20 protein-coding genes are annotated in these 23,365 nt (G+C 64.5%); 9 read left to right on the top strand and 11 right to left on the bottom strand.

The window, feature by feature from the left end; translation table 11 throughout:
- Positions 1-227: 227 nt before the first annotated feature.
- Positions 228-1,244: an LLM class flavin-dependent oxidoreductase gene (locus tag X268_RS28485; protein WP_128928003.1), complete on the top strand. Its 1,017-nt coding sequence runs from the start codon at positions 228-230 to the stop codon at positions 1,242-1,244.
- A 248-nt stretch (positions 1,245-1,492) separates the two neighbouring features.
- On the opposite strand, the gene X268_RS28480 is transcribed toward X268_RS28485, so the two are convergent.
- Both X268_RS28480 and X268_RS28475 read right to left on the bottom strand, forming a co-directional pair.
- Positions 1,493-2,353, bottom strand: coding sequence for a prephenate dehydratase (locus X268_RS28480; RefSeq protein ID WP_128928002.1), 861 nt, complete (start codon positions 2,351-2,353; stop codon positions 1,493-1,495).
- A 37-nt stretch (positions 2,354-2,390) separates the two neighbouring features.
- Entirely contained in the window at positions 2,391-3,131 is a 741-nt protein-coding gene (locus X268_RS28475) for a 3-deoxy-manno-octulosonate cytidylyltransferase (protein WP_128928001.1), read from the bottom strand.
- 218 nt (positions 3,132-3,349) lie between these two features.
- On the opposite strand from X268_RS28475, the gene X268_RS28470 reads away from it, so the two are divergent.
- The 6 genes from X268_RS28470 to X268_RS28445 all read left to right on the top strand — a co-directional run bounded on the left by X268_RS28470 (position 3,350) and on the right by X268_RS28445 (position 11,853).
- A complete protein-coding gene (locus X268_RS28470; protein ID WP_128928000.1) occupies positions 3,350-3,907 on the top strand; it encodes a c-type cytochrome in 558 nt (185 codons plus the stop codon).
- Between the two features lie 211 nt (positions 3,908-4,118).
- Positions 4,119-6,020, top strand: a complete 1,902-nt coding sequence (locus tag X268_RS28465; protein ID WP_128927999.1) for an extracellular solute-binding protein — start codon at positions 4,119-4,121, stop codon at positions 6,018-6,020.
- 14 nt (positions 6,021-6,034) lie between these two features.
- Positions 6,035-7,921, top strand: coding sequence for an extracellular solute-binding protein (locus tag X268_RS28460; RefSeq protein WP_128927998.1), 1,887 nt, complete (start codon positions 6,035-6,037; stop codon positions 7,919-7,921).
- Between the two features lie 2 nt (positions 7,922-7,923).
- Positions 7,924-9,033 (top strand): microcin C ABC transporter permease YejB, encoded by a 1,110-nt coding sequence (locus tag X268_RS28455; protein WP_128927997.1) that lies wholly within the window; start codon positions 7,924-7,926, stop codon positions 9,031-9,033.
- Complete coding sequence (locus X268_RS28450; RefSeq protein WP_128927996.1) at positions 9,033-10,211, top strand: ABC transporter permease; 1,179 nt, start codon at positions 9,033-9,035, stop codon at positions 10,209-10,211. The genes X268_RS28455 and X268_RS28450 overlap by 1 nt, the downstream gene beginning before the upstream one ends.
- 4 nt (positions 10,212-10,215) lie before the next feature.
- The gene (locus tag X268_RS28445; RefSeq protein ID WP_128927995.1) at positions 10,216-11,853 is read left to right on the top strand and encodes an ABC transporter ATP-binding protein; all 1,638 of its coding nucleotides are present in this window, start codon (positions 10,216-10,218) and stop codon (positions 11,851-11,853) included.
- 50 nt (positions 11,854-11,903) lie between these two features.
- Here the strand turns inward: X268_RS28445 and X268_RS28440 are convergent, their stop codons facing one another.
- Both X268_RS28440 and X268_RS28435 read right to left on the bottom strand, forming a co-directional pair.
- Positions 11,904-12,746 (bottom strand): C40 family peptidase, encoded by an 843-nt coding sequence (locus X268_RS28440; protein WP_128927994.1) that lies wholly within the window; start codon positions 12,744-12,746, stop codon positions 11,904-11,906.
- On the bottom strand, positions 12,739-14,112 hold the full coding sequence (locus X268_RS28435) for a leucyl aminopeptidase family protein (RefSeq protein WP_128927993.1): 1,374 nt from the start codon (positions 14,110-14,112) through the stop codon (positions 12,739-12,741). Before X268_RS28435 ends, X268_RS28440 begins: the two co-directional genes overlap by 8 nt.
- 199 nt (positions 14,113-14,311) lie before the next feature.
- Here X268_RS28435 and X268_RS28430 point away from each other — a divergent pair, with 199 nt between their 5' ends.
- On the top strand, positions 14,312-14,515 hold the full coding sequence (locus X268_RS28430) for a hypothetical protein (protein WP_128927992.1): 204 nt from the start codon (positions 14,312-14,314) through the stop codon (positions 14,513-14,515).
- Positions 14,516-14,705: 190 nt separating this feature from the next.
- Positions 14,706-15,521 (top strand): tetratricopeptide repeat protein, encoded by an 816-nt coding sequence (locus X268_RS28425; RefSeq protein WP_128927991.1) that lies wholly within the window; start codon positions 14,706-14,708, stop codon positions 15,519-15,521.
- Positions 15,522-15,582: 61 nt separating this feature from the next.
- On the opposite strand, the gene X268_RS28420 is transcribed toward X268_RS28425, so the two are convergent.
- The 7 genes from X268_RS28420 to cpaB are packed head-to-tail and all read right to left on the bottom strand — an operon-like array spanning position 15,583 to position 23,359.
- Positions 15,583-16,557: a type II secretion system F family protein gene (locus X268_RS28420; protein ID WP_128927990.1), complete on the bottom strand. Its 975-nt coding sequence runs from the start codon at positions 16,555-16,557 to the stop codon at positions 15,583-15,585.
- 9 nt (positions 16,558-16,566) lie between these two features.
- Positions 16,567-17,544 (bottom strand): type II secretion system F family protein, encoded by a 978-nt coding sequence (locus tag X268_RS28415; RefSeq protein WP_128927989.1) that lies wholly within the window; start codon positions 17,542-17,544, stop codon positions 16,567-16,569.
- A gap of 16 nt (positions 17,545-17,560) precedes the next feature.
- The gene (locus X268_RS28410; RefSeq protein ID WP_128927988.1) at positions 17,561-19,030 is read right to left on the bottom strand and encodes a TadA family conjugal transfer-associated ATPase; all 1,470 of its coding nucleotides are present in this window, start codon (positions 19,028-19,030) and stop codon (positions 17,561-17,563) included.
- A gap of 21 nt (positions 19,031-19,051) precedes the next feature.
- On the bottom strand, positions 19,052-20,320 hold the full coding sequence (locus tag X268_RS28405; RefSeq protein ID WP_128927987.1) for a CpaE/TadZ family protein: 1,269 nt from the start codon (positions 20,318-20,320) through the stop codon (positions 19,052-19,054).
- Positions 20,317-21,051, bottom strand: a complete 735-nt coding sequence (locus X268_RS28400) for a CpaD family pilus assembly protein (protein WP_128927986.1) — start codon at positions 21,049-21,051, stop codon at positions 20,317-20,319. Before X268_RS28400 ends, X268_RS28405 begins: the two co-directional genes overlap by 4 nt.
- A gap of 20 nt (positions 21,052-21,071) precedes the next feature.
- Positions 21,072-22,547 carry a type II and III secretion system protein family protein gene (locus X268_RS28395; RefSeq protein WP_164938197.1) on the bottom strand — a complete coding sequence of 492 codons (1,476 nt, stop codon included), beginning with the start codon at positions 22,545-22,547 and terminating at the stop codon, positions 21,072-21,074.
- An 11-nt stretch (positions 22,548-22,558) separates the two neighbouring features.
- The gene (cpaB, locus tag X268_RS28390) at positions 22,559-23,359 is read right to left on the bottom strand and encodes a Flp pilus assembly protein CpaB (RefSeq protein ID WP_164937970.1); all 801 of its coding nucleotides are present in this window, start codon (positions 23,357-23,359) and stop codon (positions 22,559-22,561) included.
- Positions 23,360-23,365: the final 6 nt, after the last annotated feature.

The raw sequence follows: 23,365 nt of genomic DNA, 5'->3' as shown, positions 1-23,365 counted from the left end.
TGGGACATCGGTATCTTAATATAATATATACATTTCAATATGTTAACGAAAGACAGGGATGAACTCGGGGAGTCCGAGCGGGTGGGCCAATGGAATCGATCGTTATCCAGACGTTAATTGGCCCAACAACCTGCTCCGGCCAACCGCGTCGGCTCGCGGCCTGCACAAATCAGGCCTGCGCGGCCGACCCATTGTCGCCGCGCGGCCCTCCATTAGGGTAAGTCGCCATGATCCCGCTTTCCGTTCTCGACCTCTCCGTCGTCACCACCGGCACCAAGCCCGCCGCGGCGCTGCGCAACAGCATCGACCTTGCGCGCCATGTCGACGGGCTCGGCTATGTCCGCTATTGGCTCCCCGAACACCACAACCTTGCCTCCGTCGCGAGTCCTGCGCCCGACGTCATGATCGGCCAGATCGCTGCGGTGACGCAGCATATCCGCGTTGGCTCCGGCGGGGTGATGCTGCCCAACCATGCGCCGCTGGTCGTCGCCGAGCGCTTCAAGATGCTGGAGGCACTGTTTCCGGGCCGGATCGATCTCGGTCTCGGCCGCGCCCCCGGCACCGACGGCGCCACGGCTTATGCGCTGCGCAGCCGGCTCGATCGCCGCGAGGGCGACGATTTCCTTGAGCGGCTGCACGAATTGATCCTGTGGGAGACGCGCGAATTCCCCGCAGGGCACCCCTACAACAACGTCGTCGCCATGCCTGACGACACCAAGCTGCCGCCGATCTGGCTGCTCGGCTCCAGCGATTATTCCTCGGAGCTGGCCGCGCAGGTCGGAATGGGCTTCGCCTTCGCCCATCATTTCGCGTCCCACGACGCGATCGATGCGATGGTGCAATACCGCAACCGCTTCCAGCCCTCGGCGTGGCGTGCGAGTCCGCATGCCATCCTGGCGGTCGCCGTCATCACCGCGGATACCGATGAGGAAGCCGAACGGCTTGCCTCTTCGTTTGACCTCAACCGGCTGCGCCGGGACCGCGGTCAATATCTGCCGCTGCCGAGCGTCGAGGAGGCGATGGCCTATCCGTATACGGATGCCGAGCGCACATCGATCCTGCGCACCCGCTCCCGCCTGTTCGTCGGCAGCCCCGCGACGGTGCAGAGGAAGCTGCAGCCGCTGATCGATGCGAGCAAGCCGGACGAGCTGATGGTGATCACCGCGGTGTACGATCACGCCGCGCGGAAGAAGTCGTATTCGCTGCTGGCAGAGGCGTTCGGGCTGACGAACCGGGCGGTGTGACTCACCCCCCTCCGGCGCAGGGCTATCGCATATGGCTTTGTGGCGGGGCCCGAGCAAGCGCCTCTCCTTCGAGACGCCCGCTTCGCGGTCTCCTCAGGATGAGGCTGAACTGTATCGGTGTCCGTTGAAAGTGCTGCCGCGCACTCCGTCCTCATCCTGAGGGCCCGCCAAAGGCGGGCGTCTCGAAGGATGCGCACAGGCAACCGCACTCATCTGCGATAGCCCTACCCTCCAGAGGAGGCGAAGCATCAATCCTGCTGCGCTTCGCTGAAAGTCGCGCGGAACGGATGGCCGGGATACACGCCGACGATGCGGAATTCGCGCGAGAAGAATTTCAGCTCCTCGATCGCGAAAGCGAGGCCCTTGTCCTCGGGGTGCCCATCGACGTCGGCATAAAACTGCGTGGCGAAGAAATTGCCGTCGACCATGTAGCTTTCGAGCTTGGTCATGTTGACGCCGTTGGTGGCGAAGCCGCCGAGCGCCTTGTAGAGCGCGGCCGGCAAATTGCGCACCCGGAAAACAAACGTCGTGACCAGCCGGCCGGAGCCCTGCGCGGCCCATTTCGGCTCGCGCGCTAGCACCACGAAGCGCGTGGTGTTGTGGGCCTCGTCCTCGATGTCCTCGGCGAGGATGTCGAGGCCGTAGATCTTGGCGGCGAGGCGCGAGGCGATCGCGGCCACGGTCTTGTCCTTGCGCTCGGAGATGTCGCGGGCGCTGCCGGCGGTGTCGGCGTGCACGATCGGCTTGATGCCGAGCTTGCGGATGATGCGCCGGCACTGGCCGAGCGCGTGCACATGGCTCTCGACGCTCTTGATGTCTTCGAGCCTGGTCCCCTTCACCGCCATCAATTGATGCCGAACGGGGAGGAACCATTCGCCGATGATGAAGAGTCCGGAGGCCGGCAGCAGATGATGGATATCGGCGACCCGGCCGGCGACCGAGTTCTCGATCGGGATCATGCCGAGATCGGCCTCGCCCGACGAGATCGCCGACAGCGCGTCCTCGAAGGTGGCGCAGGGCATCGGCTCGGCGTCAGGATAGGCCTCGACGATGGCGATGTGCGAATTGGCCCCGGGCTCGCCCTGGAATGCGATTTTCAGCTTGCTCATGTCTCGAAGTGCTCCTGCGGCGCCTTGTAGCAGCCGCTCAGGATTTGGAAAGGATGCTGCGCGCGGTTTCGAGATCGGGCGGCGTGTCGACGCCGCGAGGCACGCTGTCGACGATCATGATGTCGATCCGCATGCCGGCTTCGACCGCCCGCAGCTGCTCAAGGCTTTCCTGGCGTTCCAGAGGCGAGGGCGGCAGCGACACGAACCGCTCCAGCGCCGCGCGGCGGTACGCATAGAGGCCGATATGGTGGTACCGCGGTCCGTTACCGTAAGGGGCTGTGGCGCGGGTAAAATACAGCGCCCGCAGTCGCCGCGGTCCGATCGGCGAGCCGATGGCCTTCACCACGCTGGGGGCGAGATCTTCCTCCTCGGTGTGGATCTGCGAGGCCAGCGTCACGATGTCGACCGCCGGGTCGTCAAAGGGCGGCAGCACCTCGCGGATGGTCTGCGGCGTGATGGTCGGGAAATCGCCCTGGAGATTGATCACGATCTCGGCCTTGCCCTCGGGGTCGAGCTTCTGCATGGCCTCGTGGATGCGGTCCGAGCCAGAGGGGTGGTCGGCGCGGGTCATCACGGCCTCGCCGCCATGGGCGGTGACGACGGACGCGATCTCCGGCGTGTCGGTCGCCACCGCGACCCGGCCGATGGCAGCGGCCTCGGCGCGGCGCAGCACATGCACGATCATCGGCAGGCCCGCGATATCGGCGAGCGGCTTGCCGGGCAGGCGGGTGGCGGCCATGCGGGCTGGGATCAGCACCAGGATGCGGGGATCGATCATCGGTCAAGGGCCTGAAAACGGAGCGTTTTCCGCACCGGGAAATGGGATGGGGACGAGCCTGAAGCCGGGTCGCTTATACGGGTTGCCAGACCCCTGGCAAACCGATATCTCAATGGCAAAACTCGGGGAAACAATAAGGAACGTTTGATTCTCCCGAGGCTCGTCCTGGCGGCCGCCCGGCCGCTCAATCCTTCTTGCGGTGTGGGGCCTGGCCGGAAATGGACTCTTTCGAACTCAATAAGATTCTCGGTGCCGTGCTGGGCACCTGTCTCATCCTGCTGGTGACGAGCTTCACCGCGAGCGCGCTGTTCTCGCCCAAGATGCCGGAAAAGCCGGGCTTCGAGATCGCCGTGAAGGAAGATGCCGGCCACGGCAAGGAAGGCGGCGGCGCCGCTGCTGCATCCTCCGAGCCGATCGAAAAGCTGCTCCAGACTGCCTCCGTCGAAAAGGGTGCCGCCGCTGCCAAGAAGTGCGGCGCTTGCCACACCTTCGAAAAGGGTGGCCCGAATCGCGTCGGTCCGAACCTCTATGGCGTGGTCGGCGAGAAGCGGGGCGAGGGCCGGAATGGCTTCAATTTTTCCGCAGCCATGAAGTCCAAGGGCGGCACCTGGACTTTCGACGACCTCAACAAGTTCATCGCCAACCCGAAGGGCTTCATCCCGGGCACCGCGATGGGCTTCGCCGGTATTCCGAAGGATTCCGAGCGCGCCGACGTCATTGCCTACCTGAACTCGCTGTCGGAGCATCCGCAGCCGCTGCCAACGGCCTCGAAGTAAGGCCTCAAGAACCTGTCTTGGAATGTGCGGCCAGGCTGAGAAGCCTGGCCGTTTCCGTATCCGGGCCTCGCGATGACGTTATCGGGGCGTTTGGCCGCATCTGACAGGCCGTCCGGCCTTTCAAGATGAGGAAAAAGCAACATATTCGGTCGAAACCTCGCCTATATTGGGAACTTAAAGGAGTAGCCTCCTTCAAGACAGGGATGTTGATTTGGCCATTACCCGACGCGATCTCCTGCTCACCGGCACTGCGGCCGCAGCGCTTCCCGTCCTCGGTTCCGTGGCGGGCGTTCCCGCCATCGGCTCAGCGCAGGCGCAATCTGCCAGTGAGCCGCCTTGGCGCCATGCGCTGTCGCTGTTCGGAAAGGTCAAGTACCCCGCAGATTTCAAGCGCTTCGACTACGTCAATCCGGAAGCGCCCAAGGGCGGCGTCGCCCGCCAGATCGCCGTCGGCACCTTCGACAATTTCAACATCGTGGTGTCGGGCGTGAAGGGGCAAGTCGCCGGTGCGGTCGCATTCATCTACGAATCCCTCACGACACCCTCGCTCGACGAGGTCTCGACCGAATACGGCGCGCTGGCCGAGGCCGTCAGCCATCCGGACGATTTCTCCTTCGTCACCTACCGCTTGCGGCCACAAGCCAAATGGCACGACGGCAAGCCGGTCACTCCCGACGACGTGATCTTCTCGCTCGATTCCTTCAAGAAGCACCACCCGATGTACTCGGCCTATTACAGCCATGTGGTGAAGGCCGAGAAGGTCAGCGAGCGCGAGGTGAAGTTCGTGTTCGACGCGCCGGGCAATCGCGAGCTGCCGCAGATCGTCGGGCAGCTCATCGTGCTGCCGAGGCATTGGTGGGAGGGGACCGATGCGCAGGGCCGCAAGCGCGATGTGTCCACCACCACGCTTGAAGTGCCGCTCGGGTCTGGTCCCTACAAGATCAAGGATTTTGTTGCAGGACGGTCGATCGCGCTGGAGCGCGTCAAGGACTATTGGGGCCGCGACCTGCCTGCCAATGTTGGCCGCAACAATTTCGACGAGCTGCGCTACGAATATTTCCGCGACGCCACCGTGGCGATCGAGGCTTTCAAGGCCGACCAGGTCGATTGGCGTACCGAGAACAGCGCGAAGAACTGGGCGACGGCGTACGATTTTCCGGCCGTGAGCGAAAAGCGCGTGATCCTCGAGGAATTCGCCAATCGCAGCTCTGGCGTGATGCAGGCCTTCGTGCCCAACCTGCGCCGCGCCAAGTTCAGCGATCCGCGCGTGCGTCGCGCGCTCAACTACGCGTTCGACTTCGAGGAGATGAACAAGCAGATCTTCTTCGGCCAGTACAAGCGCATCAGCAGTTATTTCGACGGAATCGAAGACCTGATGGCGACCGGCCTGCCGCAGGGGAAGGAGCTCGAGATCCTCGAGACGGTCCGCGCCCAGGTCCCGCCCGAAGTCTTCACTACGGCCTACACCAATCCCGTCGGCGGCAGTCCGGAAGCCGTGCGCGACAATCTTCGCGAGGCGCTGCGCCTGTTCAAGGAGGCCGGCTATGAGGTGCGCGACCGCAAGCTGATCGACGTCAAGAGCGGCGCACAGTTCTCCCTGGAATTGCTGAACTCGGATCCGAGCTTCGAGCGGATCACGCTGTTCTACAAGCCGTCGCTGGAGCGGCTCCGCATCGCCGTCAGCGTGCGGACGGGCGACCCGACCCAGTACGAGAACAGGACGCGCGAGTGGGATTTCGACATCGTCACCAATTCATGGGGCGAGTCGCAGTCGCCGGGCAACGAGCAGCGCGAGTTCTGGTCGTCCAAGACAGCCGACATCGCCGGCTCGCGCAACATCGCCGGCATCAAGAATCCGGCGATCGATAAGCTGATCGAGCGGGTGATCTACGCCAGGGATCGCGAGGATCTCGTCGCCGCGACCAAGGCGCTCGATCGCGTGCTGCTGTGGAATCATTACGTCGTGCCGCAATGGACCTATAACAAGGTGCGCACGGCACGCTGGGATCGCTTCGGCCGGCCGGCGGAATTGCCCCGATACGGTCAGTCCGGCTTCCCCTTCATCTGGTGGTACGACGCAGAGAAGGCGGCGCGGATCGCAAAGAAGTCGTGAAGGACATTTCCCGCATGACGCAGATGTCACGCCGCCATGTGCTGGCCCTCGGAGTTGGCGGCGCCTTCGGGGCGTCGCTGGGCACGAAGCCATTGCGTGGTGCGCGAGCATCGGAAGCGGGGACCGAGGCACACGGCATCTCGGCCTTCGGCGATCTCAAATATCCCGCCGACTTCCATCATTTCGACTACGTCAATCTCGACGCGCCGAAGGGCGGCACGTTCTCTCTGATCCCGTCGGTGCGCGCCTATAACCAGTCCTACCAGACCTTCAACTCGCTCAATGCCTTCATCCTGAAGGGCGACGGCGCGCAAGGCATGGACATGACGTTCTCGCCGCTGATGGTGCGGGCGAACGACGAGCCGGATGCGATGTACGGGCTTGCCGCCAAATCCGTACGGATCTCGCCGGACAGGCTGGTCTATCGCTTCACGATGCGGCCCGAGGCGAAATTCCACGATGGCACGAAGCTCACCGCTCACGATGCCGCGTTTTCGCTGACGTCGCTGAAGACCAAAGGCCATCCGCTGATCATCGTGCAGATGCGCGACATGGTCAGCGCGGAAGCGATCGACGATGCGACGCTCGTCGTCACCTTCGCCAAGGGACGCGCACGCGACGTGCCGCTCTATGTCGCGGGCCTGCCGATCTTCTCGAAAGCCTATTACGCGTCCCGCCCGTTCGACGAATCGTCTCTGGAGATTCCGCTGGGCTCGGGTCCGTACAAGGTCGGCAGGTTCGAGGTCAATCGCTACATCGAGTTCGAGCGGGTCAAGGACTGGTGGGCGGCCGGTCTGCCGGTTTGCCGCGGCAGCTACAATTTCGACGTCGTGCGCTACGAATTCTATCGCGACCGCGATGTCGCCTTCGAGGGCTTTACCGGCAAGAGCTATCTCTACCGCGAGGAGTTCACCTCACGCATCTGGGCGACGCGCTATGACTTCCCCGCCGTGAAGGACGGCCGGGTCAAGATGGAGGTCGTGCCCGACGATACGCCCTCGGGCGCACAGGGCTGGTTCATCAACACGCGTCGCGAGAAATTCAGGGATCCGCGCGTGCGCGAGGCCCTGATCGACGCCTTCGATTTCGAATGGACCAACAAGACCATCATGTACGGCGCCTATGCCCGTACGGTGTCGCCATTCCAAAACTCGGACCTCATGGCAGGCAACGCGCCGCCCTCGCCGGAAGAGCTGAAGCTGCTGGAGCCGTTTCGCGGCCAGATTCCCGACGAGGTATTTGCTGCACCTTTCGCGCCTCCAGTCTCCGACGGCTCGGGTCAGGACCGCAGCCTGCTCCGCAAGGCGCAGCAATTGCTGACCGAGGCCGGCGTGCCCATCAAGGACGGCAAGCGGGTGCTGCCGAACGGCGAGCCATTCAAGATCGAGTTCCTGTTGGATGAACCCTCGTTCCAGCCGCATCATGCGCCCTTCATCAAGAATCTCGCGACGCTCGGTATCGAAGCGAGTGTGCGCCTCGTTGATGCCGTACAGCACAAGGCCCGGCAGGAAGAGTTCGACTTCGACATGACGATCCAGCGCTTCAGCATGTCGGCAACGCCGGGCGATGCCATGCGCGCGTTCTTCTCCTCGCAGGTCGCGAATACCAAGGGCTCGTACAATCTCGCCGGCGTCGCCAGCCCGGCAATTGATGCCATGATCGAGAAGATCATGGCTGCCGACAGCCGGGAGGAACTGACCATCGCCTGCCGTGCCTTCGACCGCCTGTTCCGCGCCGGCCGCTATTGGGTGCCGCAATGGTACAACAAGACGCACCGGCTGGCTTATTGGGATCAGTTCGGCCATCCGCAGAGGCTTCCGCGTTATGCCAACGGCGTCGGCGCACCCGACATCTGGTGGCATGAGCCGGCCAAGGCGGCCAAGCTCGAGCAGGCGAAGTAGCCATGAGCGCCTATATCGCCCGCCGCATCCTCCTGATGATTCCGACGCTGCTTGGAATCCTCTTCGTCTCCTTCGTCGTCGTGCAGTTCGCGCCGGGCGGCCCGGTCGAGCGCGTGATTGCGCAACTCTCCGGCGCCGATACCGGCGGCACCTCGCGCATTTCCGGCGGCAGCGATTTTGCACAGCGTGCGCCCGGGCAGGTCGGGGCCGGCGGCGATGCCATCAACTCGAAATATCGCGGCGCGCAGGGGCTCGACCCTGACTTCATCAAGAAGCTCGAAGCGCAATTTGGTTTCGACAAGCCGGCACCGGAGCGCTTCGCTCTGATGGTTTGGAATTTCGCCCGCTTCGATTTCGGCAAGAGCTATTTCCGCGACGTCAGCGTGATTCAGCTCATCAGGGAGAAGCTGCCTGTCTCGATCTCGCTCGGCCTCTGGCTGACGCTGGTTACCTATCTGATCTCGATCCCGCTCGGCATTCGCAAGGCGGTGAAGGACGGCACGCGTTTCGATACCTGGACATCGACCATTCTCGTGCTGGGTTATGCCATTCCCGGCTTTCTGTTTGCGATCCTGCTGATCATCCTGTTTGCCGGCGGATCCTTCTTCAACTGGTTCCCGCTGCGCGGACTGACCTCGGACGGCTGGTCGCAGTTTCCATGGTACTGGAAGATCATCGATTATTTCTGGCATCTGACACTGCCGCTGATCGCCATGGGGCTGGGTGCCTTCACCACCATGACGTTCCTGACCAAGAACTCGTTCCTGGACGAGATCCGCAAGCAATATGTCATGACCGCGCGCGCCAAGGGCTGCAGCGAGGGCCGGGTGCTTTACGGCCATGTCTTCCGAAATGCGATGCTGATCGTGATTGCGGGCTTCCCCGGGACCTTCATCCACGCCTTCTTTTCGGGCTCGCTTCTGATCGAGACCATCTTCTCGCTGGATGGGCTCGGACTGCTCAGCTTCGAGAGCGTGCTCAACCGCGACTATCCCGTGGTGTTCGGGACACTCTACATCTTTTCGCTGGTCGGCCTCGTGATCAATCTGATCTCCGACCTGACCTATATGTGGATTGACCCTCGGATCGATTTCGAGGCGCGGGAGGTCTGATGACGATCACCGCGCCGACGCCGATCGAAACCACAGCGAAGTCGCCGCTTGGCGATGCCGTTCCGATCACGCGCAAGCCGTTCGCACCTTCGCCGCTGAACAGGCGGCGGTGGCAGAACTTCAAGGCGAATCGCCGCGGCTACTGGTCGTTCTGGATATTCATCGCCCTGTTCGTGGTCTCGCTGTTCGCCGAGCTGATCGCCAACGATCGGCCCTTCCTGATCAAGTTCGACGGCCATCTCTATTGGCCCGCCTTTGTGACCTATTCGGAAACCACCTTCGGCGGCGACTTCGAAACCGCTGCCGACTATCGCGACCCGTACTTGCAGAAGCTGATCAAGGACAAGAACGGCACCATCGTCTGGCCCCTGATCCGCTATTCCTACGACACCCACAATCTCGATCTGCCGACGCCGGCGCCCTCGCCGCCGACCTGGATGTTGACCGAGAAGCAGTGCCAGCCGGTCGTGGAGAAGAAAGGGCTGAAGAGCTGCCGCGATCTCGAATATAACTGGCTCGGCACCGACGATCAGGGCCGCGACGTCGTCGCGCGGCTGATCTATGGCTTCCGCATCTCGGTGCTATTCGGCCTTTGCCTGACCATCGTCTCCTCCGTCATCGGCATCGCAGCGGGCGCGGTGCAGGGATATTTCGGCGGCCGGGTCGATCTCATCTTCCAGCGCTTCATCGAGATCTGGACCGCGATCCCCTCGCTCTACCTTCTCCTCATCCTGTCCTCGGTGCTGGTGCCCGGCTTCTTCGTGCTGCTCGGCATCCTCCTGCTGTTCTCCTGGGTCTCACTGGTTGGCCTCGTGCGGGCCGAGTTCCTGCGCGGTCGCAACTTCGAATACATTCAGGCGGCGCGGGCGCTCGGCGTCTCCAACCCCGTCATCATGTTCCGCCACCTGCTGCCGAACGCCATGGTGGCGACCATGACCTTCCTGCCGTTCATCGTGTCGAGCTCGGTGATGACGCTGACTGCGCTCGATTTCCTGGGCTTCGGCCTGCCGCCGGGCTCGCCTTCGCTCGGCGAACTGCTGTCGCAGGCCAAGGCCAACGTGCAGGCGCCCTGGCTCGGCTTCTCCGGCTTCTTCTCGGTGGCGATCATGCTGTCGCTCCTGATCTTCATCGGCGAAGCCGTGCGCGACGCCTTCGATCCGCGCAAGACGTTCAGGTAAGGTCATGGACGCGATCAACCAGCCCCTGCTCAGCGTGCGCGATCTCTCTGTGGCCTTCCACCAGGGCGGCGCGACCACGCTTGCGGTCGACAAGGTCTCGTTTCAGATCAAGCGCGGCGAATGCCTTGCGCTGGTCGGCGAATCCGGCTCCGGCAAGTCGGTGAGCGCGCTGTCGATCCTGAAGCTGCTGCCCTATCCGAACGCCTCGCATCCGTCAGGGAGCATCCGCTTCAAAGGTGAGGAGCTGATCGACCGCTCCGAGCAGCAGATGCGGGAGATCAGAGGCAGCGACATCTCCATCATCTTCCAGGAGCCGATGACCTCGCTCAATCCGCTGCACACGATCGAGGCGCAGATCGGCGAGATCATCCAGCTGCACAATCCGACCAGCAATGCGGAGGCCCGCAGGCGGACACTGGAGCTGCTGACGCAGGTCGGCATTCCCGATCCGGAGACGCGGCTGAAAAGCTATCCACACCAGCTCTCTGGCGGCCAGCGCCAGCGCGTCATGATCGCGATGGCGCTCGCCAACGAGCCGGACCTGTTGATCGCGGACGAGCCGACGACGGCGCTCGACGTCACCGTGCAGGCGCAGATCCTGGCGCTGCTCGCCGAGATCCGCTCGCGGCTCGGCATGAGCCTGCTCTTCATCACCCACGATCTCGGCATCGTGCGCCGCATCGCCGACACCGTCTGCGTCATGAAGGGCGGCGAGATCGTCGAGCAGGGGCCAGTCGAGCAGGTCTTCAAGGCCCCCAAGCATCCCTATACACGCGACTTGCTCGCGGCGGAGCCGAAGCCGGATCCGGCGCCGCCACAGCCGGATGCACCGGTGGTGATGTCGGCCAATGATCTGAAAGTGTGGTTCCCGATCAAGCGTGGCTTGATGCGCAAGACAGTCGGCCACATCAAGGCGGTCGACGGCGTCAGCGTCGCCGTGCGCAAGGGCGAGACGCTCGGTGTCGTCGGCGAATCCGGCTCGGGCAAGACCACGCTGGGGCTGGCCCTCTTGCGCCTGATCTCCTCGAACGGACGCATCGTCTTCTTAGGGAAGGACATCCAGGGCCTGCGCTTCAAGGAGATGCGCCCGTTCCGGCGCGACATGCAGATCGTGTTCCAGGATCCGTTCGGCTCGCTCTCACCGCGCATGTCGGTCGCCGACATCATCGCCGAAGGTCTCTCGGTGCATCAGCCGAAGCTGTCGCGCGAGGAGCGTGAGGCGCGCGTCGTCAAGGCGTTGGAAGACGTGGGCTTGAAGCCCGACACCCGCTATCGCTATCCCCATGAATTCTCCGGCGGCCAGCGCCAGCGCATCAGCATCGCGCGGGCGGTGGTGCTGGAGCCCGATTTCGTCGTGCTGGACGAGCCGACCAGCGCGCTCGACATGCTGTTCCAGGCGCAGATGGTCGATCTCTTGCGCGAGCTCCAGCGCAAGCGGGAGCTCACCTACATGTTCATCTCGCACGATTTGCGTGTCGTTGCTTCGCTTGCGAGCCACCTGATCGTCATGCGTGGCGGCAAGGTGGTCGAAGAGGGACAGGCCTCCGAGCTGTTCAAGAACCCGAAGACCGATTACACGCGCGCGCTGTTCGCGGCGGCGTTCCGGCTGGAGACGGCCGGCAACGGCTCGGGGGCGACGTAGCGTTCGTCATTCCGGGGCGCGCGTCGCGCGAACCTCGAACGACGGGACGGTCAGAGCCGCTTGATTGCGACGACCTCGCTGCCGGCCTGCTTGATCCGCGCGATCGCTGGCTCGATCGGTTCGATCACGGTCGCCATGTGATGCGCATTGGCGTGAACCATGGTGCTGCCATCGCGGACGATCGCGACATGGCCCTTCCAGAAGATCAGATCGCCGCGCTGCAAGCGGCTTCGCTCGTGCGGTTCCAGGGGGCGGCCGAGGCCGGCGAGCTGCATGTCGCTGTCGCGCGGGCAGCCGATCCCGGCGGACGTCAGCGAGACCTGGACGAGACCGGAGCAATCGATGCCAAAGCTGCTCTTGCCGCCCCAGAGATAGGGCGTGCCGACGAAGCGCTCGGCGACTGCGACGAAGTCCGGCTCGCGATGATCGAGCCGGACGAGATGCGTTTTCGGCACATAACTGCCGTCATGCGTCACGGCGAAGCTGCCGTCCTCGCGCGTCACGGCGAGCTTCGATCCCATCACGAGCGTATCGGCCGGCGGCAGCTTGATCGAGGGACCGGGGAACGCAAATGTCCGCAGCGCGCCGACCAGATGAGTTGGGGCGTCCGATGGCCTCGCGAGCGCCGCATCCGGCAGCCAGCCGACATAGCCATCGCCATGGAGCTGGGCCCACGCCCAACCCTCGCCGTTGCGGTCGTAGACCATGACGCGTTCGCCGCGCAGGGCCTGCGTCATCAGCATCGCGCTCGATGACGGCTGCTCGCGCACCGGCGCGATCGCTTCGACCACCTCGAATTCCTCGCCGCTGACGTATCGATCCGCCTGCACCTTGCCTTCGAGATATTTTGCGGCGAGGTCACCCCGCGCCGGCGTCAGCCGCGGGTCATGCATAGCGTTCGCTCAGGAGTGCGTAGATGGCGCGCGCGGCCTGGCACTCGCCGCCTTCGGGCCGCGCCGGCTTCGCCGACGGCGTCCAGCCATAGATGTCGACATGCAGCCAGCTCCTGGCCTGCTCGACGAAGCGCTGCAGGAACAGCGCGCAGGTGATCGAGCCGGCAAAGCCACCGGAGGGCGCATTGGTGATGGTGGCCGTCTTGGAGTCCAGCCATGCATCGTAAGGCGGCCATAGCGGCATGCGCCACAACGGATCGTTCTCCTTCACCGCGCAGCGCGCGAGGTCGGCGGCAAGGGTCTCATCATTGGTGTAAAACGGCGGCAGATCCGGTCCCAGCGCAACACGCGCTGCGCCCGTCAGCGTGCCGAGGTCGACCAGCAAGTCGGGCGTCTCCTCGTCAGCCAGCGCCAGCGCATCTGCGAGCACCAGGCGTCCTTCCGCGTCGGTATTGCCGATCTCGACGGTGATGCCCTTGCGCGAGGTGAAGATATCGAGCGGGCGGAAGGCATTGCCGGCGACCGCGTTCTCCACGGCCGGAATCAGCACGCGTAGCCGCACCTTCAGCTTCGCGTCCATCACCATGCGCGCCAGCGCCAGCACGTTGGCGGCGCCGCCCATGTCCTTCTTCATGATCAGCATGCCGCTCGACGGCTTCAGATCGAGCCCGCCGGTGTCGAAGCAGACGCCCTTGCCGACCAGCGTCACCTTGGGATGACCAGGATCGCCCCAACTGATGTCGATCAGCCGCGGGGCGCGGCTGGATGCCATGCCGACGGCGTGGATCAGCGGGAAATTCTTCGCCAACTCCTCGCCGACGGTGCAGGCAAAGCTCGCACCGAATTCCGCCGCTAGCGCTTGCGCGACTGCGGCGAGCTCATCCGGGCCCATGTCGTTGGACGGCGTGTTGATGAGGTCGCGTGCCAGCGTCGCCGCACCGGCGATCCGATCGATCTCGGCCGGGTCCACGCCATCAGGCGGCACCAGCCGGACCTCGGGCCTGTCAGTCTTGCGGTAGCGCGCGAAGCGGTATGTGCCGAGCGCGAAGGCGAGCGCCGCCAGCCGTGCATCGTGCGGCGCATTGGCAAAGCGATAGGTGCCGGGCGGCAGCAGGCCGGGCAGGGCGCCGGGCCGGAACAGGTCGCGCGATCTTGCGCCGTCGTCCTCGAGGCCGAACAGCACCTGCGCGATCGCGCCATCCGGCGCGGGCAGGGCGAGATAGCCGCCCGGCTTGGCTGCAAAGGCGCTGGCGCTCGCAAACTGGCGTTGCGCCGGCGGCAGCGTCCCGGCGACCTGATCCCAGCTCGATTTGGTGACGAAGGTGATCGGGATGGCGGTGGGGGACGTCTCGAAGACAGAAGGCATTGGCGGGTCCGGATCGTCGGATCAGGCGGGGCATGCGAATGGACGAGACTTCGCAGAGTTTCGCCGCGGCTGCAATCGGCTTTGCTGTCCCCGTTCGGCGAGCCGCTACTCGCGGCGAGGGGGCCATGCTAGGTTCCGGCAACGGTCGCCGGAATGAAATCGGGGGCGACCGACGACAAACGCGCCGGGAGGACATGCAATGGAATTTGTGTGGAGCGTGGTCACATTCATCGGCCAGGCTATCGAGGTGATCTTCGGTTACGTCGAGCACCACCACTGGATCTTCGCGTTCCTTGCCGGCGGGGACGTCTTCTATCTGCACGATCGCTCCGTCCACGCGCGGTTCGATGCGCTCGACAAGCGCATCGACGAAATTCGCAAGCGGCTTGCCATCGAATATTGAGGCGGCAGTTGCCGAGGCGTGTGGACGACCAGTTGAGTGCGCTCCGCCGCGATCTCGACCTCGGGCGGCGGGACGCCGCCACAAGCATCGCGCGGAGAGCGGCCCGGGAGCTGCGTTAACCGGCCGTTAGGGTTAACAGCCTATTGCTGGCGCGTTCGGCTCGATCAATCGGCTCGAGAGTCAAGGCGTCATGCGTCAACGGTTCAGTCTTGCCCGGCTTCTTGCGTCCACCTCGATGGTGGCGGCGGTGGCCATGGGCCTCGGCGGCTGCTCGGGCATGTCGAAACTCTCGGACGTGACGGGCTCGATCGGCGGGCCACGGGCGGAAGCCGCTCCCACTGATCCGGTTCGCGCCGTCGAGGTCTATGGCGAGCGCTACCGGGCCAATCCCAAGGATGCCGACGCTGCGCTCGGCTATGGTCAGGCCCTGCGCGCCAATGGTCAGCGCGCCCAGGCCGTAGCCGTGCTCGAGCAGGCGACCATCGCCAATCCCGGCAACAAGCCGCTGCTCGCCCTGTACGGCCGCGCCCTCGCCGACAACGGTAATTTCCAGCAGGCTTTCGACGTCCTGTCGAAGGCGCATTCGCCCGACAATCCGGACTGGCACCTGCTCTCCGTGCAGGGCACCGCCCTCGACCAGATGGGGCGCCATGAGGAGGCGCGTTCCTATTATGCGAGCGCGCTGAAGATCGCGCCGGGTGATCCCGGCGTACTTTCCAATCTCGGCCTGTCCTACATGTTGACGAAGGATCTGCCCAAGGCCGAAGAGGCGTTGCGGCAGGCCTACGCCTCGCCGCGTGCCAGCAGCCGGGTGCGGCAGAATCTCGGCCTCGTCGTCGGTCTCCAGGGCCGCTTCGCCGAGGCCGAGACCATCGTGAAGGCCGATCTGCCTCCGGATCAGGCCGAGGCCAACGTGGCTTATCTCAAGGACATGCTGAGCCGCAGCGACGGCCATCGCGGCACGCCGAAGCGGACCCCGGTCGCCTCGCTCAACCAGCCCGACTGACCAGTCCTGATCCTCGACGATCGAAGTCGTCCCACGGACCGCGTGCAGTCCGTGCCCTGCCTCACTGCATCTCGGTGACCTTGATGGCGGTCGGCCCGAGAATGACGACGAACAGGACCGGCAGGAAGAACAGGATCATCGGCACGGTCAACTTCGGCGGCAAGGCGGCGGCCTTCTTCTCGGCCTCGTTCATGCGCATATCGCGGTTTTCCTGCGCCATGACGCGCAAGGATTGACCCAGCGGGGTACCGTAGCGTTCCGCCTGCTGCAGTGCCAGGCACACCGACTTGACGCCCTCGAGCCCGGTGCGTCGTGCCAGATTCTCATAGGCGACCTTGCGATCCTGCAGATAGGACAGTTCGGCGGTTGTCAGCGTGAATTCTTCCGACAACGCGATCGACTGTCCCACGATCTCGGTGGCGACCTTCCGGAATGCCATTTCGACCGACATGCCGGACTCGATGCAGATCAGAAGCAGGTCGAGTGCATCGGGAAAGGCGCGCTTGATCGAGAGCTGGCGCTTCGAGATCGCATTCCTGAGGAACAGCATAGGCGCCTGGAGGCCGAGATAGGCTGCGCCGAGGCAGATGCCGATCTTGATCGGCATCGCCTGCTGCAAATGCGCGATCAGGAAAACATAGATCACCGAGCCGACGAAGAGCACGATCGGAGCGACCATGCGGGCAAACAGGAAGGTGATGTAGGGAGCCTGGCCGCGGTAGCCGGCCATGATGAGCTTGTCCCGCGCTGCTTCCTGCGCGAGCCATTTGGTGAGGTTGAAGTCCTCCACGACCTTGGAGACGAGCTGCTTCGGCGTCTGGCGCAGGGAGACCTTCTCGCTCTTGTGAAGGCGCTCACGCTCGCGCTGCCGGATGCGTTCACGCTCGCTCGCCACCGCCTTCATGCGCTTGGAGAGGCCTTCTCCGGCGAACAGCGGCATCACCAGCGTATAGACGGTGGCGCTGGCGGCGATGGCTGCCAGCATCATGGTCATGAACCGGACGTCGTGCAGTTTCGTAACGAGGAACTCGACCATCGGTCACCGTCAGAAGTCAAAATTGATCATCTTTTTCATCACCAGGACGCCGATCGCCATCCAGACGACGCAGCCGACCAGCATCAGCTGGCCGGTGGGATGAGTCCAAAGCAGCGAGATGTATTGTGGCGTCGTGAGATAGACCAGGAACATCACGATCGGCGGCAGCGAACCGATGATGCCGGCCGAGGCCTTGGCTTCCATCGACATCGCCTGGATCTTCTCTTTCATCTTCTTGCGGTCGCGCAGCACCTTCGACAGGTTGCCGAGCGCTTCGGAGAGATTGCCGCCGGATTTCTGCTGGATCGACACCACGATGCCGAAGAAATTGGCTTCCGGCAGCGGCATGCGCTCATAGAGCCGGGAGCAAGCCTCGCCCAGCGGCATGCCGATTGCCTGCGTCTCGATGATGGCGAGGAACTCGCTGCGCAGCGGCTCGGGCGAATCCGCAGCGACGACCTTGATCGATTCGAACAGCGGCAGGCCGGCCTTGATGCCGCGGACGATCACGTCGACCGCATCGGGCAGTGCCTTCAGGAACTTGTCTTCCCGGCGCTTCTTCAGATAGCCCAGCGCCCAGCGGGGCAACCCGAAACCGCCGGCAAAGGCGAGGCCGGCAGCGCCGATCAGGCCGCCGCCGGCGAACAGGGCGCCTGCGAAGAACAAGCCGGCCACGACGGCGGACACGATCCAGAATTTCTGCGGCGTCCAGTCGAGCCCCGCCTGCGACAAGCGGACAGTGAGGGGAACGTTCTTTTCCTGCAGGCGTCGCGCTTCGAGATCCTTCAGCGTGCTCTCGACCTGCTCGCGGCGCGAGCGCTGGTTCTTCTCGGCTTGGCGGACCGTCGGCGTCTCGGCGCGCGAGATCGAGGCGCGGCGGCTTTCCGCCTTTCGCTCCCCCGACAGCAGCGGATAAAGGAAGACCCAGGCGATGCCGCCGACCGCTGCGGTGGCGAGGAATGCGAGGGCAAGGACCTGCATCTTCATGGCGATGTTGACCTGCTCACGTCTTCGGCGCGACTTCCGCCGCGTCCAGCGCAGCGGAAAGCCGCTTCTCATCGCCGTAATAGCGGGCGCGCTCCCAGAACTTCGGACGGCCGATGCCGGTCGAGCGGTGCCGGCCGATGATCTTGCCGTTGGCGTCCTCGCCGACCATGTCGTAGAGGAAGATGTCCTGGGTGATGATGGTGTCGCCTTCCATGCCCATCACCTCGGTGATGTGGGTGATGCGGCGGGAGCCGTCGCGCAGGCGCGCGGCCTGAATGATGACGTCGATCGAGGCGCAGATCATCTCGCGGATCGTTCGCGAGGGCAGCGAAAAGCCGCCCATCGTGATCATGGATTCGCAGCGCGACAGTGCTTCGCGCGGGTTGTTGGCGTGCAGCGTGCCCATCGACCCGTCGTGGCCGGTGTTCATGGCCTGCAGCAGGTCGAACGCCTCGGGTCCGCGGACCTCGCCGACGATGATGCGTTCGGGACGCATACGCAGGCAGTTGCGCACCAATTCGCGCATGGTGACCTGGCCCTCGCCCTCGATATTGGGCGGGCGGGTTTCCAGCCGCACCACATGGGGCTGCTGGAGCTGGAGCTCGGCGGCGTCCTCGCAGGTGATGACGCGCTCGTCATGCTCGATATAGTTGGTCAGACAGTTGAGAAGCGTGGTCTTGCCGGAGCCGGTGCCGCCGGAGATCAGCACGTTGCAACGGCAGCGTCCGATGATCTGGAGGATCTCGGCGCCCTCGGGCGTGATCGCGCCGAACTTGACGAGCTGATCCAGCGTCAGCTTGTCCTTCTTGAATTTGCGGATGGTGAGCGCGGGGCCGTCGATCGACAGCGGCGGCACGATGGCGTTGACGCGGGAGCCGTCGGCGAGGCGCGCGTCGCAGATCGGCGAGGATTCGTCGACGCGCCGGCCGACTTGGCTGACGATGCGCTGGCAGATGTTGAGAAGTTGCTGGTTGTCGCGGAAACGGATGCCGGTGCGCTGGATCTTGCCGCCGACTTCGATGTAGACGGTGTTGGCGCCATTGACCATGATGTCGGCGATGTCGTCGCGCGACAGCAGCGGTTCGAGCGGGCCGTAGCCGAGAACGTCGTTGCAGATGTCGTCGAGCAGCTCCTCCTGCTCGGCGATCGACATCACGATATTCTTGATCGCGATGATCTCGTTGACGATGTCGCGGATTTCCTCGCGCGCGGATTCCGAATCGAGCTTGGCGAGCTGGGCGAGGTCGATCGCCTCGATCAGCGCGCCGAAGATGGTCGCCTTGACCTCGTAATAGTTGTCCGAGCGCCGGCTCTCCATAGCCGGGGGCGGGGACGCCTTGGCGGGCGCCAGCGGCGGCGAGGCGACGGCCGGCGGGGGCGGGGCGCGCGACACCGTCGGTGCTGGAGCCTGGGTAGGCTCGAGCGACATCGCACCGGGCTTGGGCGCCCGAAGGTCGGTGTCTGTTCCGCTACGCTTACCGAACACTTAACGACTCCTTGCGGCGGCCTATTTTCCCCGCAACTTCTCAATCAGGGGGGAAAATAGGGACGACTTTTGTTTCTTGGTCTCGCTGCGGCCGGTCAGGCGCTGGGCGATCTGAAGGAACATCTCGATCGATTTGTGGTTGGCGGAGATCTCCGCGATCATCTGCCCGTTGTTGGCCGCCGAGCCGAAGATCTGCGGCTCGAACGGGATCGAGACGATCGGCTGGCTCTCGATCGCCTTGGCGAACTCCGCGGCGGCGATTTCGGGCCGTTTCGGCACGCCGACCTGGTTCAGGCAGTACAGCGGCGGCCGGTCGTTGGGCCGCGCGGCCTTCAGCAGATCGAACAGGTTCTTGGTGTTGCGTAAATTGGCGAGGTCGGGGGCTGCCACGATCAGGATGTCGTCCGCTCCGATCAAGGCACGCTTGGTCCAGCCCGCCCATTGGTGCGGAATGTCCAGCACGATGCAGGGCATGGTGGAGCGCAGTGTGTCGAACACGGCGTCGAAGGCGTCGGTGCCGAAATCGTAGACCCGGTCGAGCGTCGCCGGCGCCGCCAGCAGGCTGAGATGGTCGGTGCACTTCGACAGCAGACGGTCGATGAAGGCGGTGTCGACGCGATCGGGCGAGAACACGGCGTCGGCAATGCCCTGCGGCGGATCCTGGTTGTAGTCGAGGCCAGCGGTGCCGAAGGCGAGGTCGAGATCGGCGACGACGGCATCCATTGCGAGGTCGCGCGCGATCGCCCAGGCGACGTTGTGGGAGATCGTGGAAGCGCCGACGCCCCCTTTGGCGCCGACCACGGCGATGATGCGGCCGACCGCCTTGGCTTCCGGCGCCGAGAACAGGTTGCAGATCGAGCGTACGACGTCGATCGCGCCGACTGGCGCAAGCACGTAATCGCTGACGCCGCGGCGCACCAGTTCGCGGTAGAGCATGACGTCGTTGATGCGGCCGATCACGACCACGCGGGTGCCGGCATCGCAGACGGTGGCGAGCTGATCGAGACCGCCCAGCAGGTCGTTGCGGCCGTCGCTCTCGAGCACGATCACGTTCGGCGTGGGAGCCGAGCGGTAGGCTTCGATCGCGGCCGCCATGCCGCCCATCTGGATCTTCAGGTGGGCCTTGCCGAGACGGCGATCCTCGCCGGCCGACTGGACCGCGGCAGCCGTTTCCACGGTCTCGCAGAAGGCCTGGACCGAGACGCGCGGCGCGGGCGCGATATGCTCCTCCACCGGCGGCGGAGGTGCTTCCGGCTGCTCTTCGTGTGTCTGGCGAGCGTAGCTGATCATTTGCCGGTGTCGCTGAGTTTGGCCTTGTCGGCCTCAGGATAGGTGGTCGCCGTCGTCGTTCCCTTGCGATACTTCTCGAAGCCGGTAATGCGCCGGGGTGTGTAGGACGGCGTCTCAGGCCGCGGCTGCTCGAGGTCCGACGGATTGTCGACCATCGCCGCGAGGTTGCGCTGATAGGCGCAGCCGTAATTGTAATAGTCCTTGTTCTCGAACCAGCCCCTGTTCTTCATGGAAGGGCCAATGTCGTCCGGCCACAGGCCACAGGGACCCGCGATCGCGGCGATCTTGGAGTAAGTGAGCCGGATCGGCGGCAGGAAGCGCTTGTCCTCGGGATGGTAGGGACGAACGTTGACGCCGCGCGGCGGAACGCCTGCTCCGGCCAGCATCGCCTGGATTTCACGCATCGTATCTGCGACCGGACGCGCATTGGGCGTGCCGGACGGCACGTCGATGCGGATGGCCCCGGTGCCTTCGTGCAACCATGCCGATGCGACACCCATCACGTCCGCGCGCTGGGCGGCGGTCAGTCCCCCGCGGGCATGGCCGACGAAGACGACGATCGAGCGGTTCTGCTCCTCGATCGCGATCGGATGGCGCTGCTTGTAGTCGTCGGGAATGGACGCGGTAACGGCTTCGTCGTGCTGGCAGCCGCCGAGCGCGAGCGCCATGCCGACGAGCGCGCCGCCGAAGCGGATGGCGCGTGTGCGAAGCTGGGGTGGTTTTGTGATCATCGTGAAGTCCCCGTTCCGCCTCAGTCGGTAATGAAGCCGTAGGTGCCGCGGTAGTTCTTGGCCGGCTCGGTCCGGCCGGGCACGCCGTAGATGCGGTTGATGTTGCCAATCAGCTGGGCCTGAGGATCCACCGGCGGGGCGAAGCCGTCATCCGGCCGCGACAGGTCCTTCGGCGCCACCGCGCGAACGACATAGGGCGTCACGATCACGCAGAGCTCGGTGGCGTTGTTGACGAAGTCGCGGCTGCGGAACAGCGTTCCGAGGACCGGGAGCTGCATCAGTCCGGGCAGTCCGCTGATCGCCTGCTTGGTCTGCTGCTGGATCAGGCCGGCCATCGCCATCGCGCCGCCGGAGGGGATTTCCAGCGAGGTTTCCGCGCGGCGGGTCCTGATCGAGGGCACGGTCAGCGAGTTCACCGTCGACGTGGTCACCGCCTGCGACAGCGTGATTGCGTTTTCGTTCGACAGCTCAGAGACCTCCGTCATCACGCGCAGGCTGATCTTGCCCTCGCTCAGCACCACGGGGGTGAAGTTCAGCGAGATGCCGAACTTCTTGAAGCTGATCTGGGTGGTGCAGACATGCGTGGTGGGATCGCACGCATAGCCGGCCGGGACCGGGAATTCACCGCCGGCGATGAACGTTGCCGATTCACCGGAGATCGCGGTCAGGTTCGGTTCGGCCAGCGTGCGGATGACGCCCGCGGTTTCCATCGCGCGCAGGGTGGCCTGCACCGACGGTGCCGCGCCGAACTTCGTCGTCAAGTTGTTGCCGTCCACGAGGTTCTTGCCGAGAGCCGTGAACGGATTGGCGTTGGTGAAGCTCACCACCGAGGTGCCGTAGTTGAGGTTCGCTGAGAGGTCGATGCCGAGCTGCTTGACGATGTTGCGCTGGACTTCCGCCACCGTCACCTTGAGCATCACCTGATCGCGGCCCCGTACCACGATCGAGTTCACCACCTTGTCGGCGCCGCCGGCCAGGCGCGCGGCGAGCTCGTTGGCCTGCTGCGCCTCCATCGGATTCGCTGCCGTGCCGGTCAGGACGATGCCGTCGCCCAGTCCGTCGATCTGGATGTCCGAATTGGGCAGGATCTGCTTCAGCGCGGCCCGCACGCCGTTGAGGTCGCGCTTGACCGCGATGTCGTAGGCCGCAATCTGCTGACCGGCGGAATCGAAGAACACGATATTGGTCTGGCCGACCGTGGCGCCGATGATATAGGCGCGTTGCGCGGAGCGGACCACCGCGTTGGCGATCTTGGGATCGGCGACCAGCACATCCTTGATGTCGCGCGGCAGGTCGATCACGATCGACTTGCCGACGCCGAGCGAGAGGAAGCGCGCGTTTATCTGGCCGTCCGCCGCGGCCGACGCCGCCGGACGGTAATCGGCGGCGACCGCGGGGGTCAGCACCGGGTTGAGCGCCAGCGCGAGAGCGGCCGTGAACGACAGGGCGCGAACCGCCGAGGTCCGCATCGTCGCCAGATCCACCCTGCATTTCATATCGACTATCTTCATCGTGCTTTCGCCGTCTGGCTCGGAATTCCGTAGCGGATGATCGAAATACCGTCTCGCTTCTGCGCGGAATCATCGAGCGTGATTTCGCTCATCTTGACGTCGACGATGCTGCGCAGCGCCAGCGACAGCGTGCCGCTCTGGCGTGCCGCGGAGAGTGTCGCGGTCTGGGCGGGATTGAGCTCGAGCGTGACGGTCTTGCCGACTACCGAATTCTGGCCGTCTTTTTCCTTTGGCGCCTGGTCGATCGCCAGGACGCGGATATTGGCCAGGATGATCTCGGAGGTGACGATGTCGGGGGCGCCGCTGGCCTGGTCCGGGTTCTTCAGCCGGCGGGTGAGAAGAACGTCGACGCGATCGTTGGGCAGGATGAAGCCGCCTGCGCCGGTCTCCGGCGAGATCTCGGTCGAGATCGCCCGCATGCCGCTGGGCAGGATTGCCGCCATGAAGCCTGAGCCTTCGGCCTTGACCAGCTTCTGATCGCGGATCGGCTCGCCTTGAATGAAGGGCGCGCGCGCGATCGAACCGGTGACCTGGGTGGCGCCGTCGGGACGCTCGTTGCGACGGATGAAGGTGGCGCTGGCGGTCGCGGCCGGCCAGGTCTGCCATTGCACGTCGTCCGGCTTCACGGTCTGGCCGAGGCCGATGTCGTTCTTGGCCACGAGAACGTCGACGGTCGGAAGCTGCGCGACCGGGGCCGCCGGAGGCGGCGCAGTATTGTCCGAACCGCTCGCCAGGTACGCGGCGACACCGCCGGCGCAGATGGCGACCGTCAGGACGACAATGCGTGCCCTATTCATACGCTT

The organism is Bradyrhizobium guangxiense, from assembly GCF_004114915.1.
Classification (GTDB): domain Bacteria; phylum Pseudomonadota; class Alphaproteobacteria; order Rhizobiales; family Xanthobacteraceae; genus Bradyrhizobium; species Bradyrhizobium guangxiense.
Note: the sequence above shows the minus strand (reverse complement) of the source record. Positions and strands in the feature narration are given on the sequence as shown.

Coding starts and splice junctions, on each gene's coding strand:
- X268_RS28485 (WP_128928003.1), top strand. CDS start 228: ATGATCCCGCTTTCCGTTCTCGACCTCTCCGTCGTCACCACCGGCACC.
- X268_RS28480 (WP_128928002.1), bottom strand. CDS start 2,353: ATGAGCAAGCTGAAAATCGCATTCCAGGGCGAGCCCGGGGCCAATTCG.
- X268_RS28475 (WP_128928001.1), bottom strand. CDS start 3,131: ATGATCGATCCCCGCATCCTGGTGCTGATCCCAGCCCGCATGGCCGCC.
- X268_RS28470 (WP_128928000.1), top strand. CDS start 3,350: ATGGACTCTTTCGAACTCAATAAGATTCTCGGTGCCGTGCTGGGCACC.
- X268_RS28460 (WP_128927998.1), top strand. CDS start 6,035: ATGACGCAGATGTCACGCCGCCATGTGCTGGCCCTCGGAGTTGGCGGC.
- X268_RS28455 (WP_128927997.1), top strand. CDS start 7,924: ATGAGCGCCTATATCGCCCGCCGCATCCTCCTGATGATTCCGACGCTG.
- X268_RS28450 (WP_128927996.1), top strand. CDS start 9,033: ATGACGATCACCGCGCCGACGCCGATCGAAACCACAGCGAAGTCGCCG.
- X268_RS28445 (WP_128927995.1), top strand. CDS start 10,216: ATGGACGCGATCAACCAGCCCCTGCTCAGCGTGCGCGATCTCTCTGTG.
- X268_RS28440 (WP_128927994.1), bottom strand. CDS start 12,746: ATGCATGACCCGCGGCTGACGCCGGCGCGGGGTGACCTCGCCGCAAAA.
- X268_RS28435 (WP_128927993.1), bottom strand. CDS start 14,112: ATGCCTTCTGTCTTCGAGACGTCCCCCACCGCCATCCCGATCACCTTC.
- X268_RS28430 (WP_128927992.1), top strand. CDS start 14,312: ATGGAATTTGTGTGGAGCGTGGTCACATTCATCGGCCAGGCTATCGAG.
- X268_RS28425 (WP_128927991.1), top strand. CDS start 14,706: ATGCGTCAACGGTTCAGTCTTGCCCGGCTTCTTGCGTCCACCTCGATG.
- X268_RS28420 (WP_128927990.1), bottom strand. CDS start 16,557: ATGGTCGAGTTCCTCGTTACGAAACTGCACGACGTCCGGTTCATGACC.
- X268_RS28415 (WP_128927989.1), bottom strand. CDS start 17,544: ATGAAGATGCAGGTCCTTGCCCTCGCATTCCTCGCCACCGCAGCGGTC.
- X268_RS28405 (WP_128927987.1), bottom strand. CDS start 20,320: ATGATCAGCTACGCTCGCCAGACACACGAAGAGCAGCCGGAAGCACCT.
- X268_RS28400 (WP_128927986.1), bottom strand. CDS start 21,051: ATGATCACAAAACCACCCCAGCTTCGCACACGCGCCATCCGCTTCGGC.
- X268_RS28395 (WP_164938197.1), bottom strand. CDS start 22,547: ATGAAATGCAGGGTGGATCTGGCGACGATGCGGACCTCGGCGGTTCGC.
- cpaB (WP_164937970.1), bottom strand. CDS start 23,359: ATGAATAGGGCACGCATTGTCGTCCTGACGGTCGCCATCTGCGCCGGC.